Origin of the sequence: Parapedobacter brassicae (assembly GCF_051400755.1) — a bacterium.
GTDB lineage: Bacteria > Bacteroidota > Bacteroidia > Sphingobacteriales > Sphingobacteriaceae > Parapedobacter.
In genome coordinates this window covers 1-13,118 of the sequence record NZ_JBLFFL010000002.1, presented here as the reverse complement: position 1 = coordinate 13,118, position 13,118 = coordinate 1, and the positions used below count along the sequence as shown (strand labels likewise).

At 50.9% G+C, this 13,118-nt stretch carries 11 protein-coding genes; 4 read left to right on the top strand and 7 right to left on the bottom strand.

Features of this window, described 5'->3' with window-relative positions; genetic code table 11:
* Positions 1–3: 3 nt before the first annotated feature.
* Together ACMGDE_RS05620 and ACMGDE_RS05615 are read right to left on the bottom strand one after the other, a co-directional pair.
* Positions 4–1,353, bottom strand: coding sequence for an acyl-CoA dehydrogenase family protein (locus ACMGDE_RS05620; protein WP_436832469.1), 1,350 nt, complete (start codon positions 1,351–1,353; stop codon positions 4–6).
* A gap of 74 nt (positions 1,354–1,427) precedes the next feature.
* Positions 1,428–3,059, bottom strand: coding sequence for an acyl-CoA carboxylase subunit beta (locus ACMGDE_RS05615; protein WP_436831790.1), 1,632 nt, complete (start codon positions 3,057–3,059; stop codon positions 1,428–1,430).
* Positions 3,060–3,174: 115 nt separating this feature from the next.
* Here ACMGDE_RS05615 and ACMGDE_RS05610 point away from each other — a divergent pair, with 115 nt between their 5' ends.
* Positions 3,175–3,372 carry a hypothetical protein gene (locus ACMGDE_RS05610; RefSeq protein ID WP_436831789.1) on the top strand — a complete coding sequence of 66 codons (198 nt, stop codon included), beginning with the start codon at positions 3,175–3,177 and terminating at the stop codon, positions 3,370–3,372.
* Positions 3,373–3,478: 106 nt separating this feature from the next.
* Here ACMGDE_RS05610 and ACMGDE_RS05605 read toward each other — a convergent pair whose 3' ends face one another.
* Together ACMGDE_RS05605 and ACMGDE_RS05600 are read right to left on the bottom strand one after the other, a co-directional pair.
* Positions 3,479–4,183: a response regulator transcription factor gene (locus ACMGDE_RS05605; protein ID WP_436831788.1), complete on the bottom strand. Its 705-nt coding sequence runs from the start codon at positions 4,181–4,183 to the stop codon at positions 3,479–3,481.
* 8 nt (positions 4,184–4,191) lie between these two features.
* The gene (locus ACMGDE_RS05600) at positions 4,192–5,742 is read right to left on the bottom strand and encodes a sensor histidine kinase (protein WP_436831787.1); all 1,551 of its coding nucleotides are present in this window, start codon (positions 5,740–5,742) and stop codon (positions 4,192–4,194) included.
* A 189-nt stretch (positions 5,743–5,931) separates the two neighbouring features.
* Between ACMGDE_RS05600 and ACMGDE_RS05595 the strand changes: the two genes are divergently transcribed.
* Entirely contained in the window at positions 5,932–6,864 is a 933-nt protein-coding gene (locus tag ACMGDE_RS05595) for a GLPGLI family protein (RefSeq protein ID WP_436831786.1), read from the top strand.
* Positions 6,865–6,987: 123 nt separating this feature from the next.
* Positions 6,988–9,657, top strand: coding sequence for a hypothetical protein (locus ACMGDE_RS05590; RefSeq protein ID WP_436831785.1), 2,670 nt, complete (start codon positions 6,988–6,990; stop codon positions 9,655–9,657).
* Here ACMGDE_RS05590 and ACMGDE_RS05585 read toward each other — a convergent pair.
* The 3 genes from ACMGDE_RS05585 to ACMGDE_RS05575 all read right to left on the bottom strand — a co-directional run bounded on the left by ACMGDE_RS05585 (position 9,614) and on the right by ACMGDE_RS05575 (position 12,622).
* Complete coding sequence (locus ACMGDE_RS05585) at positions 9,614–10,765, bottom strand: acyltransferase family protein (RefSeq protein WP_436831784.1); 1,152 nt, start codon at positions 10,763–10,765, stop codon at positions 9,614–9,616. The two genes, ACMGDE_RS05590 and ACMGDE_RS05585, sit on opposite strands and share 44 nt — an antisense overlap.
* 96 nt (positions 10,766–10,861) lie before the next feature.
* A complete protein-coding gene (locus ACMGDE_RS05580; protein ID WP_436831783.1) occupies positions 10,862–12,022 on the bottom strand; it encodes a helix-turn-helix domain-containing protein in 1,161 nt (386 codons plus the stop codon).
* A gap of 135 nt (positions 12,023–12,157) precedes the next feature.
* On the bottom strand, positions 12,158–12,622 hold the full coding sequence (locus tag ACMGDE_RS05575; RefSeq protein WP_436831782.1) for a PH domain-containing protein: 465 nt from the start codon (positions 12,620–12,622) through the stop codon (positions 12,158–12,160).
* Between the two features lies 1 nt (position 12,623).
* On the opposite strand from ACMGDE_RS05575, the gene ACMGDE_RS05570 reads away from it, so the two are divergent.
* Positions 12,624–12,866: a hypothetical protein gene (locus tag ACMGDE_RS05570; RefSeq protein ID WP_436831781.1), complete on the top strand. Its 243-nt coding sequence runs from the start codon at positions 12,624–12,626 to the stop codon at positions 12,864–12,866.
* Positions 12,867–13,118 lie beyond the last annotated feature (252 nt).

The window sequence follows — 13,118 nt, the reverse complement described above, 5'->3', positions numbered from 1 at the left end:
GGATCACACAAACGCGCTGAACCCGGTAATCGACCGGCCAACGATCAGTGAGTTGATCTCTTTCGTGCCTTCGTATGAGTAAATGGCCTCTGCATCGGCCAAGAAACGGGCCACATCGTACTCGAGCAGGATGCCATTGCCCCCCATCACTTCGCGCGCCTTGCTTACGATGTCTCGTGTGCGGAGCGTACAAAACACTTTTGCCAGGGAAGCATGTTCGTCCCGCAGCATCCCGCCGTCCTGCAATTCGGAAAGCCGATACACCAATGTCTGCATAGCCGTGAGGTTGGACAGCATCTCCACCAGATGGTTTTGGATGAGCTGAAAAGAAGCGATGGGCCTACCAAACTGCTTGCGCTTACGCGTATAATCCAGTGCATTTTCGTACGCTCCCTGTGCACACCCCACTGCCATCCACGCTACACCGGCCCGTGTCAGCTGCAGCACCTTTGCCGTGTCTTTAAAGGTATTGGCCTGTTGCAGGCGGTCGCTTTCGGGCACCACGCAATCCGTCAGCGTGATCAGTCCGTTTTGCACGATCCGCAGGGCCATCTTGCCCTTTATTTTCTCTACCTCGATCCCTGGGGTGCCTTTGCGCACCAAAAAGCCTTTCACCTCGCCATCGGCAAGGTCCTTGGCCCAGATCACGGTCACATCCGCAAAGGTCGCGTTGCCGATCCACTTTTTCTGTCCATTGAGTACCCAGCCAGCTTCGGTCTTCTGCGCGGTTACTGTCAAGCCCCCCGCCGCCCCTGAGCCGACCTCCGGTTCGGTGAGGCCGAAAGCGCCGATTAGCTTCATCTGCTGCATGGCCGGCAGCCACTCTTCCTTCTGCGCATCCGATCCGCATAGGTAGATCGAACCCATGGCCAACCCGCTTTGCACGCCGAAGAACGTAGCCACGGAGGCATCTATCCGGGCAATTTCCATCGCGATGATGCCTTCCATCAACGATGACCTGCCCGCACAGCCGTACCCCTCATAGGTGAGGCCGCAGATATCCAGCTCAGCCAACTTGGGGATGATCTCGAAGGGAAATTCATCGCGGAGCCAATAATGGTTGACCAAGGGGCGTATTTCACGTTCCATGAACTCCCGTACCTTGAGTTGCAGGGCACGGTCCTCTTCGTTGAGCCGCAAGTGAAGCTCATAGAAGTCGCCATTGATCGGTGGCAGTTCCTTTTTAGGTTTCCCACCTTCGAGCATTTTCATCAGGCCGCTGAGCTGTTTATCGTCCAACTTCGCGAACGATTCCATTGCCATGGGCAAGTCAATTTTCCGAGATAATTTGTCCAGTTGCTCAAAATCTATACTCTTGAACAGTTGATAAGCTTTTTTGATTTTTGAAAACATCATGCTTTATTTCTAATAGTTCAATAATTTCGTCACCGAACACCCACCACCGGTCACCCATCACCAACCACCATTCATGTCTGTATCACGCCCACATTGAACCGCTTCTCGATGGGCGACTGATTGGCTGCCTCAATACCCATGGAAATCACCTTGCGGGTATCCAAGGGATCGATGATGGCATCCACCCATAGTCGTGCCGCAGCATAGTAGGGTGTCGTCTGCTCGTGATACCGCGCCGTGATCTCCTCAAGCAATACCGCTCTTTCTGCCTCGTCAGTTTCCATTCCTTTTGCTTTCAAGGATGCTGTCTGGATTTGCAACAGCGTATTGGCGGCCTGTGCACCGCCCATCACCGCAATCTTCGCCGACGGCCAAGCGACGATAAGCCGCGGATCATACGCTTTGCCGCACATGGCATAGTTGCCCGCCCCATAAGAATTACCCATCACGATGGTAAATTTCGGCACCACGGAGTTCGCCACGGCGTTGACCATCTTGGCGCCGTCCTTGATGATTCCCCCCTGCTCGGCACGGCTGCCGACCATGAAACCCGTCACGTCCTGCAAAAACACCAGCGGGATTTTCTTCTGGTTGCAGTTCATGATGAAGCGCGTAGCCTTGTCGGCCGCATCCGAATAGATAACGCCGCCGAACTGCATCTCCCCTGTTTTGGTCTTTACCACCTTGCGCTGGTTGGCCACGAAACCCACCGCCCAGCCGTCCACACGGCCAAGACCACAGATGATGCTTTTTCCATACAGGGCCTTGTATTCTTCGAATTCAGAATCGTCCACCAGCCTCAGGATGATTTCCTTGGTATCATAGGGTTTTTCACGGGATGATGGCAGTATTCCATAGATTTCCCGCTCATCCCGTTTCGGAGCGGCGGGCTTTATGCGGTCAAACCCCGCATCCTGGGGCTTGCCCAGCATTCCCATGATGTTGCGGATGGCATCCAGGCAGGTCTTGTCATCCGGATGTTTATAATCTGTCACCCCCGAAATTTCGCAGTGCGTAGTCGCCCCGCCAAGCGTTTCGTTGTCTACCGATTCGCCGATGGCCGATTTGACGAGGTACGACCCGGCCAAAAACACGGAACCCGTCCCTTCCACCATCATCGCTTCGTCACTCATGACGGGCAGGTATGCGCCGCCCGCCACACAGGCGCCCATGATGGCCGCGATCTGCACAATTCCTTCGCTGCTCATCCGGGCGTTGTTCCGAAAGATGCGGCCGAAGTGTTCCTTATCCGGAAAAATCTCATCCTGTAAGGGCAGGTACACTCCCGCAGAATCCACCAGGTAAATAATCGGCAACCGATTTTCCAGGGCGATCTCCTGTGCGCGCAGATTCTTCTTGGCCGTCATCGGAAACCAGGCCCCCGCCTTTACCGTTGCATCGTTAGCCACGACCACACATTGCCGCCCCGCTACATAGCCAATACCAGCCACTACACCCGCCGAAGGGCAACCGCCGTGTTCGGCATACAGGCCGTCCGCTGCCAATGCACCGATTTCCAGCCATGGCCGGTCGGCATCCAGTAGGTACGCAATCCGTTCGCGCGCCAATAGCTTTCCTTTGGCTTTCTGCTTTTCCGCGGCCACCGCTCCCCCACCCGCATAAACCTTTTTCAGCCGACTTTTCAGTTCAGCAGCCGCCTGCTTATTAAAATCCTCATACTGGTTAAATTCTAGGTTTACCATGGTCCACAAGGTACGATATTTCCGACTTTTTTAAAATTTTTGGGTTACCTTTTCTAATAGCCGTGTATTAAGGGATAAATAAACAAATTTGTTTTAACCAAAAAAGAAAGTTAACATGAAAAATGCATTTAAGTTCGGTTTTTTAGGTTTGGCTCTTTCTGTAGCGATCGCTGCTTGTAACACGACTACTTCTGAAAGCGAAGAAACAGCTGATTCATTGACAAACGAAATCGAATCTATGGTTGATTCTGTAGATTCTGTGGCTGACTCAGCAATCGATTCAATCGACTCTTTGGCACCTGATTCTTTGTAAGATCAGTATCTCAAAACCGGATTGAAAAATCTGTAAAAAAGGGGTATCCTTAACTGGTTACCCCTTTTTTCATCCTTTGCTGAGTGACGGCTCATGCAGGTTTCGTTCAAAGTTCGTCAACCATTAATTTGTACCCGATTCCCCTGATGTTCACGATTTCAATGTCGCTATCATTCTTCAGGCGTTTGCGCAATTTGGTAATAAAGACATCCATACTCCGCGCATTGAAAAAACTGTCATCTCCCCAGAGGTAATCCAACGCCAGTTTGCGGTCCAGCACTTGATTTTTGTTTTCAATCAGCATTTTAAGCAGGGCCGACTCCCGAAAGGAGAGCTTCACCACCTCCCCATCCGAGACAAGTTCCTGCAACGCACTGTTAAACGTGTACTTACCGATCGTAAATTGTTCAACAGCCGTGAGCTGTTGCTTGACAGGCCTATTCAACAAGGCGTTCATCCGCACAATGAGTTCTTCCATGCTGAATGGCTTTTTCAGGTAATCATTGCCGCCCAGCTCGAATCCCTTTACGACATCTTCGGTCAATGATTTAGCGGTAAGGAAGATAATGGGCACCCGATCGTTCACTTTACGGATATCTTCCGTAAGCGTGAACCCGTCTTTGGTCGGCATCATCACGTCAAAGATGCAAATGGCCGGATCGAATGTCCGAAATGCCGAGTAAGCCTTCAATCCATCCTGCACCCACAGCACATTAAACCCCCTTGATTCCAGACTCTCCTTCACGATCTTTCCCAAAAAGGGCTCGTCTTCTGCCAATAGCACCTTGAGCAATCCGGTCTGTTGCATCATCTTTCGGGTTAATTGGATCGATCGCGCTGCGGATCTACCGGAAATGTAATGGTGAATACACTACCCGTGCCCGCCGCACTTTTAACGTTAATGTTTCCCCGGTGTTTTTGAACGATGGCTGCCACATACCCCAATCCAAGGCCGAAGCCCTTGGCATTGTGGATATTGCCTGTCGGTACACGGAAGAAATTCTCAAACACCCGCTCACGATACGCCGGAGGGATACCGATGCCATTGTCGCTCACCGTTAGTTGAATTTGATCGTCGTGGATCAAGTCGTAAGCAATTTCGATCTCAGGCGTACTAGCCGTGTATTTGAGGCTGTTATCGATCAGGTTGTATACCACATTCGATAAGTGCGTAGGGTCTACCATCGCTTCCACGCGATTGTTCTCCGGTCGGATGGACAGTTTCGCTGCCTTCTTTTCCCATTGCGGCCGCATGTTTTCGACCACATCGCGCACCAGCTTGCCCATATCGGTCTTCTGTAGGGATAACTTGAGGTCCATTCGTTCAAATGCGGCCATTTTCAGTACCTTTTCGACCATCACCGAGATCCGCTTCAGTTCATGCTCGCAGATATCGAGGTATTCCTTCGCCTGCTCGGGCCGGTTGATGACGTCGAAATTCTTCATGGCTTCCACTGCCAAGGACACCGTAGCAATCGGTGTTTTGAATTCATGTGTCATGTTGTTGATAAAGTCATTCTTGATATCGGATAGCCGCTTTTGCTGAAAAATCGTGCGAAGCATGGCCATAAACGCCCATACGGTAATTCCGACGATGGCCAGCGATGCCAATAACACCCAAAGCATATCGCGCAAGATGTAGCCGATATCATTGCCCATGGCCAGCGTCAGGCGGTAAGGCTTGCGCAATCCTACTTTGACGTCGACAGCGGTTACCGGAAGTTGCCGCCCGAAGAACGTACTGTCCGACACATAGGTATCACCATGCCCGCTGAGATTACTCAACCTAACGGCAAAAACAGAACCGATTCCCACCGCCTGCAACAAGGAGTCTACCTCGCGCGCCAATGCGCCGCTCAACGCCGAAAATTCATCCGTGGTATAATCATGGGTCGTATCATTGATCGTCAATGGCCGTCCCGGCCGATTATCCGTCCGCATCCGGATCACCGAATCGCCAACGTGGGTCCTCAACGTCAATACACTATCCAAACTCATGCCTCGAGGGGCATCCGCTGTATCATCCAGGTACGTAACCATCACCTTTGATTGCTTGATGAACCTGCGGTCTTTGGACCGTTCGCCAATCATCCCATTTAGCGGTGGTTGCGGACCCGATAGGAGGAAATCCACCGTTTTGGCTAATCGGCCGGTATCGCTTTTTCCGGTACTGTCTGACAGGAAGCCCATGGTTTCCAGATCAGCCAACACGTGGCTGCGCTCCAGTCGCCTCATCGCCTCCCGCACGTCTCGATTAAATTGTTGGGCAGAAAGCTGGTAGGAATTAGCTAGCCAATACCCTTGAAAAAGAAGTATACCCACCAATGAACAGGTGACAATCACGACGATGAAGCGTATCCTCTTAGACATCATACAAAACTATGAAACCTGATAGGTATTGAAAACAGGTAATGCTTAAATATAACACCAGTTAACAGACGTTAACAGTATTTAACACAACTGGCATTTGTTAACACTGCTTAACAGTAAAAACACGCCTTACAGGGCACCGCCTTCTTATTTTTGTCAAACATAATCAGTTACACATCATACAAGATAATGAATACAAGAACAAATTTTATCACAGCGGCATGGGTAGGCAGTATCCTGACGTGCCTCACGACAGCGGGCCGCGCACAAGAAGCCGATGCTGCACTGGCCCACATCAAGTACGAATTCGTACATATTGATGATACCAACTTCCGAGACAATCCGCGTAAGGAAGAGATGATGCTCTATATCGGCCAGCAATCCACGATGTACAACAGCTTCACGTTGGCGATTACCTTGGAGAAAATGAAAAAGGATATGGAAGAAAAACAGCAGGCCGATGGCGCCAAGATCAACGCACGGAACGGCATGAACCGGTTTTTTGTCGGCTCCCCCAATCTATCCAATGAAATGCTCTACCTTTTTCCACCGGCAGGCAAAGCCTTCCTCACCGATCGCCTGGGTACCAGCACCTATATTATTCCGCAAGATTACCCACAGATCGATTGGCAGATCGGTGAGGAGACCAAGACGATCGGCGGATATCAATGCCAGCAAGCAACCGGCACGTTTGGTGGTCGCGAATACACCGCATGGTTCACCACCGAACTGCCATTTCCGTATGGCCCTTGGAAACTCCATGGGTTACCCGGACTCATCCTCGAAGCAGAGGACAGTCGAAAGGAAGTGATCTTCCGGTATGCAGGCTTCGATAAAGAAACAGGTGCGCGCATCGATATCGCCCTCCCAAAGGATGCGGCGACCGCCACAGCCAAGGAATTTGCCAAGGCAAAAGCGGCCTTTGACAAAAACCCCATGGCCAATGCCATGCGTGGCGTCAATGCACCAGCAGGTGCCAAGATGGAACGGAAAATCGTCATGAAAGACCAAAATGGCCGCGAGCTGACACCGGAAGAGTTCAGCGCCATGCGCGAGATGGCCATGAAAGAAGGCAAGATCAAGCGCCCGAATAACCCCTTGGAATTGGAGGGTGGTCGGTGATGGGTGGTTGATGATCAGTGATGGGTGGTTGATGATCAGTGATGGGTGGATAGAGCAAAATAAATGATACTAAAAATTATGCGGATACTCGCTCCCTTTATACTCCTATTGTGTTGGTCTGCTATGGCTTTTTCTCAAAACAGGCAGATCACTGGAACGCTGAATACCAAGGACGGCAAGCCCGTGCCATACGCCAGTGTCATGGTCAAAAACAAGCAGCAGCGTGTGCTGGCGTTCCATACCAGCAACCATGCGGGGGCATTCACCTTGGCATGGCCCGATACGGCCGCGCTCACGGAGTTGTCAATCGAGATCAATCATTTGGGGTATAAAAAAGTTACCCTACCATTGATTGCCGACAAGCACCGATATGACGTCCTGATGGAAGCGCAAGCCATCGATCTGGCCGAAGTGGAGGTCAAAAGCCGACCGAAAATCAGTCTCCGGGGTGACACGTTGAGCTATGATGTAGCTTCCTTCACCAAGGCGGAAGACCGCACGATCGGCGACGTCCTGAAACGCCTGCCGGGTATGGAAGTGGATGAAAGCGGACAGATCAAATATAACGGCAAGGCGATATCGAATTTCTACGTGGACGGAGATGACCTGCTGGACGACAAATATGCCATCGGCACCAAGACCATACCACATGCCATGGTGCAGGACGTGGAAGTGATGCAAAACCATCAGCCTCTCAAGGTATTGCAAGGCAAGACACTCAGCGAAAACGTAGCCCTCAATCTTAAAATCAAGGACGAGGCCAAGCTGGACCTTACCGGACAGGCCAAACCGGGGGGCGGGCTTCCTGGTCAATACGACAGCGAGTTGAACGCCATCTTGTTTAACAAGAAATACAAGATGCTCAACGTAGGCAAGGCAAACAACGTCGGCACCGACCTCGCCACGGATTTCACCGCATTCAACCAAGCGGGCAGGCTCTCCGGTCTGGGCAATACGCGCCCCGCGGAACTGTTATCGTCCGGCACGGTAGGCAATCCCGCACTGCCCACCAGCCGCTACTATTTAAACAACTCCGGTTCGCTGAACGCCAACAATCTCATCAACCTCAAGAATGGGCTGCAACTGAAATCAAACGTCGGATTACTGCTGGATAACAATGACATGGATTATTACAGCGCCAACGACCTTTACCTCGCCGATGACACCATCCAGTACAGTGAAATCCAGCAAATCGACCGGAGCCCTTTCTTGGTGGATGTCTCGCTCAACGCGCAGGCCAACAAAGAAACGTATTACTTCAACAACGCACTCAAAATCGGCTATTCGGGCGAAACCGGCAGTTCCACACTGGCTAGCAACGCAATGGACATGACGCAGCAGCTTCGCAACCGCGTGCGCGACTTCTCCAATCAGTTGGAATACCTACCTGCATTGCATAATCAACATATCCTCAGCGTTAATTGGTACCTCAACCATTTCAATCGTCCGCAGACGCTGGACATCCAGCCCGGCATCAATGCAGCTATACTGAACGGCGGTCAGCCTTTTGATGGCATACAGCAGTATACCGAGACACCCACTTGGTTCAACACGTTGTCGGTAGGCTACAGGATCCCTGATGGATTGATCATGCAAAACTACCGACTGAGCACCCTCAACGAATGGCAGCAGCTCCACTCGCAGCTCCTGCTTACCCAAGCCACTGGCGAACAGCTCCCATACACGGAGAGCTCCGGCAATAACCTGGAATGGCAACGGCACAACGCCCAGTTAAGCGCTACCTATGAACTGCAGCTGGGCGGCCGGTGGGAGGCCCTCCTCTCCTTGCCATTTACCTGGCAGCATATCACCTATAAAGATACGGGCTTTGCGCTCGACGAAAAAAGCGGACGCCTGCTGTTCAACCCCCTTTTTCGGGCCAAATACATGACCACGCCCGAAGATTACCTCTCGTTCAACTACGTTTACAACAACCAGATGGGCAACATCAACAGCGTATACCAAGGGGCCATCCTCTCCAACTACCGCAGCCTGCGAGCCAATGATGCCCCGTTGGAAGAGCGCAATAGCCATAACATGGGATTGAACTATCATTTCCAACGCAACATCAGCATGCTGTTTATGAATGTGGGTATCAACTACAGCTATACGACGAGCAACACCATTGCATCCAATGTAGTGACCGATAACATCATGAATACCGTACTGCTGCCCTATGACAATAATGTAAGCACGTTCAGCACGAATGCGGGCATCAGCAAGTACATCTTCGCTTTGGGGGCTACGGCAGGATTGAAAGGAGCCTGGAGCACCTCCCGCTTCAATCAGCTGCTCAATGACCAGCTGCTCCCCTTCAACAACGTATCGGTCAGCGTCACGCCGAGCTTCGAAGCCCGCCTCTGGGATCGCATCAGCCTCAGTTATGAAGGCACGGGCACCTGGACGACCAGCAAACTGATATCGGGCGAAACCGTCGTGACCATGCCCGACCGGCAGATCCGACGGTACGACCAGTCGGTGAGCCTGCTTTACTCGCCCTTCCGCAATACGTTCCTGCGCCTCAGCGGTCGCCACCAGTATATGAGCCAGCAGCAGCTGGAAGATGTCAGCTACTTCTTTGCTGATGCGAACATCCGCTATAAACTCAATAAGTGGAATACGGATATTGAGCTGAACTTGACGAACCTGGCCAACATCACCGAATATGAGACCTACAGCCTCTCGGCCAATCAATTCGGCTACAACCGGTATGACCTGCGCGGGCGGATGGCCGTGTTGAAGCTGACGTTTAATCTTTCCACTTCATCCCAAACAACAACCGCATCACGTTAAACGGACGTATGCACAGCAGGTAAAACCCAATGCAACCCACGAGGGTCAGCAAACTGATGGCACAGAATTTTGCCAGGATTCCCCAATCCAACTGGCAGATGTAATAGCCGATCCAGATAATCACCGTCTGGTGCAAAATATAAAAGGGATACAGCCCTTCGTTTACGTGCTTCAACCAGGGATGGGGGCGGTTCAGGTATTGCTGGGCATATCCTACCACCGTGATTACCGTAAACCAACTCAGGAAGATAGCCGATACATCGAATACCACCTCCGCCTCACGGGCGGTCATGGGCAAAGCGATGACTCCGCGCATATGGAGATAGCATCCATAAAACGGGATCAACATCAGCAAAGCCGCAACCAACAGGTACTTCCGGTTCAGCCGCACCGTCTCCCACAGCTGGGGGGTCGAATAAAATAACATGCCCAGCAGAAAAAAACAGGCGTAGAACGTGAAAAAGGCCCAGTCGTCCACCAGCGCATGCGTTTCCTCCGGAAAATAAGGGCGCAGCAATACCTGCGTCAGTAAGATAAACCCAGAAGGTATCCCAACCATCCCCCAGGGGGCACCCAGCACACGGTAAAGCAGGGTTTTGAAGCCTAAGGAACGCGGCGATTTCATAAACAGCAGCAACGGTAGGGCCAGCAGGCTATATATCAATAGGTAGAGGATGAACCACAAGTGGTGCCAGCTGAAGCTGCCCCCCGGATAGGGGGCAAATTCGAACACCGTCTTATAGAAATCCCAATAGTTGCCGTACTTACCGATGTACTCAAAGTAGATCTGTGGGGGAACGACCACGAGCATCCCGAATACCAGCGGTATCAACAGCTTTCGGATACGCTCGCCCGCGAATTGGCGCGGCGAGCGTTTGCCTAGCGCGAGGTAGGTACCCGCGCCAGAAATGAACAATAACAGCGGCATGCGCCAGAAATGCAGCCAGATCATCCAATAATCAAATGAGGGTGTCAACTCCGCGTTTTTGACGTGCCAGCCGAAGGTATTGAACCACATACCGGTGTGGAAAAACAAGAGAATCAAAATGGCCAGAAACCTCAACCAATCCAGGTCGTGTCTCCGTGTCGATGTAAATGCAGTTTTCATTTTCTTTGAATTGTTCACCAAAGAAAACACTTTCAATCACCCGGAAAGAGCGATTTTATCGGTACGGCGTTCGCTTTTATAAAGTCGAACGCTGATTTATTGAGATTGCCGATATTGCGAAGGTGTCGTACCGGTGATTTTCTTGAAGGCGGTGTTAAATGAGGACTTGGAACTGTACCCCACCCGATCGGCAATTTCCTCGATCTTATAGTTGGGATGCTGTTTCAGCAGCACCTTGGATTCCCGGATACGGTATTCACCGATCCACTCGAAAAAGCCCTTGCCGAATTGTTCATTGATCACCTGGGAGACCACATGAGGGGTGCTCCGGATTTCGGTAGCGAGTTTTGCCAAGCTGATGTCCGCCGAGGCAAATAGCTTGCCCTCCGCCATCATCCGGGATAGCAGATTGGCTATCCGTACCTTGTCATCGGAAGATAAATTCGAGTTTTTATATTTTACATCTTCCGTTAGCGGCACCTGCTTAAAGAAACCGGAATTTTTGACCACAATGAAGCTCGTAAAGTAAACGCTCAGAGAAATGCAGGTTGCGATAATCTGGTCGCCCGTATCGTGGGGATTCAGTAATTTTACAACGATGATGATCAGCAGCACCACAAAAAACTGGATAGCCGATGCCCGGGCCGTCTTGAGTGTCTGTGTTTTCGGTGCGAGCAATCGTTCATTCCGATGCCTGAAAGCATTGACGAGCAACCACGAAGCCATCAAAAAATAAATACCGAAATAAGGCACTAGGATATCGGTGTGGTAAATAGTCAGGCGGAAAAAGGGAGAATACCACCACCACGGCAGAACGATTTCCCTCAGGGGATAATCCAGGTCATACGAGGCCACCCATGCATTGAACTTGATGTCCTCCGAAGAAAACAGGTAAGGCAGCGATGACAGGAGGTACGCGGCAGGCAAGGCCAAGTGAACGGCGATTTCACCCCTGCTGATTCTTCCCTTCAAAAGCGACTTTACCGACAAATAGAACAACGGGGCAATCAGCAGGCTGAGGGTTTCGGAAAAATCCACCAGAAACAATACCTCGGCAATATACCCCGTATACAGGAGGAAAATCTCCAGCAGGCTGAGGGCCATACAGACCAGCATCCACCCCTGAAAGACATTGAATGGTTTACTACGATTGGCAGAACCGAGAAAAAACAACGATAGGAAAAGACCTTGCGCAATACCCAACAAAGTGAATAAGGCATAAAAATCCAGGGTCACAGGGATATTCGTATCAGCCATCGGCAGCAAAATAGGTGCAACGGTACATCAAAAGTAAGAAAAAGTAGCGCACCAACCCGAGTTTTTCCCTAACGGCAACCCTATGGCGAAAAAGCACGGCGGCATAGGGATGCAGAATTTGAAAGCGAAACCGCCCTATGACTGTACAAGTCCGTTATCCGTCCTGCCAACAATCCGTATTTCCGGATTTATATGCAGTAACGCGTCGATGAATGTGTCATTATTATCCGGCGAAAAATAGATATCATCATATCTATTATATTTCACAATCACGCCATTCCGGGCTAACGCAGGCTTGAATCCAACCCACATGGTTGTGCCTACAACCACTTCACGTATCGATGACACAGGGATTTTTCCACGAAACGGGCCTGAGCGGAAATAAACAAACGCGTCATTTATTCGATAGTGGGTATCGAACCACAGCCAAAACATGAATACCATAGCCGGCACCATCAGCATCAACCCAAATACGTCCACAGCACCCTCAAACTTACCATTGACCAAACCCGTCAACGAGACAACCAACAGCGTAAGTGCCGCACCCAAGATAACCACCCCGAACAAGGGGTCTTTCCTGCTTTTGAAATGAGTCCGCATCATGCCAAAGATAAGTAACTTTATTTTGGCTCTTCATTTTCTCCTGACGAACTTCCCCTTTTCTCCTGCCGTTTTCCCGCCATCTCCCGTCCCCCACTTGGGGCTCGCTCGGGGCGTATCTGAGAAAAACCCGCGTACGGCCCGCATACAGCCCAAGCGGGGGCCGCGTTATGGGAGAACACTGGCAGAAGAAAGGCAGAAAAAAGGCGGTAGAAAGGAGGAACTATGTCTTATCCTGATATAGCTATACAGGTTAATAAATAAATCCTGAATTAATTATACACTGAGATCTGTTATTCCTGGTTGGATTATACCCTGCAAATTGTTAATTCTGACTGAGCTATACAAGAGTAAATTCCTTCTTTTTGTTTTTCCACCGTTTGGGCAGGGTCCCTGCCCTGAGATGCGCCTGCCGGGGAGTGAGGTAATCACAACTGGCATGGGGTCTTACTTCATTGTAAACCCGGATGCTTTCTGCGATCTTCCTTTCCGTCTC

Bases quoted from the DNA above. Each gene is read 5' to 3' on its own strand.
- ACMGDE_RS05595 (WP_436831786.1), top strand. From the start codon at position 5,932: ATGAATACAAGAACAAATTTTATCACAGCGGCATGGGTAGGCAGTATC.
- ACMGDE_RS05580 (WP_436831783.1), bottom strand. From the start codon at position 12,022: ATGGCTGATACGAATATCCCTGTGACCCTGGATTTTTATGCCTTATTC.
- ACMGDE_RS05585 (WP_436831784.1), bottom strand. From the start codon at position 10,765: ATGAAAACTGCATTTACATCGACACGGAGACACGACCTGGATTGGTTG.
- ACMGDE_RS05620 (WP_436832469.1), bottom strand. From the start codon at position 1,353: ATGTTTTCAAAAATCAAAAAAGCTTATCAACTGTTCAAGAGTATAGAT.
- ACMGDE_RS05590 (WP_436831785.1), top strand. From the start codon at position 6,988: ATGGCTTTTTCTCAAAACAGGCAGATCACTGGAACGCTGAATACCAAG.
- ACMGDE_RS05610 (WP_436831789.1), top strand. From the start codon at position 3,175: ATGAAAAATGCATTTAAGTTCGGTTTTTTAGGTTTGGCTCTTTCTGTA.
- ACMGDE_RS05605 (WP_436831788.1), bottom strand. From the start codon at position 4,183: ATGATGCAACAGACCGGATTGCTCAAGGTGCTATTGGCAGAAGACGAG.
- ACMGDE_RS05570 (WP_436831781.1), top strand. From the start codon at position 12,624: ATGCCAAAGATAAGTAACTTTATTTTGGCTCTTCATTTTCTCCTGACG.
- ACMGDE_RS05615 (WP_436831790.1), bottom strand. From the start codon at position 3,059: ATGGTAAACCTAGAATTTAACCAGTATGAGGATTTTAATAAGCAGGCG.
- ACMGDE_RS05600 (WP_436831787.1), bottom strand. From the start codon at position 5,742: ATGTCTAAGAGGATACGCTTCATCGTCGTGATTGTCACCTGTTCATTG.
- ACMGDE_RS05575 (WP_436831782.1), bottom strand. From the start codon at position 12,622: ATGCGGACTCATTTCAAAAGCAGGAAAGACCCCTTGTTCGGGGTGGTT.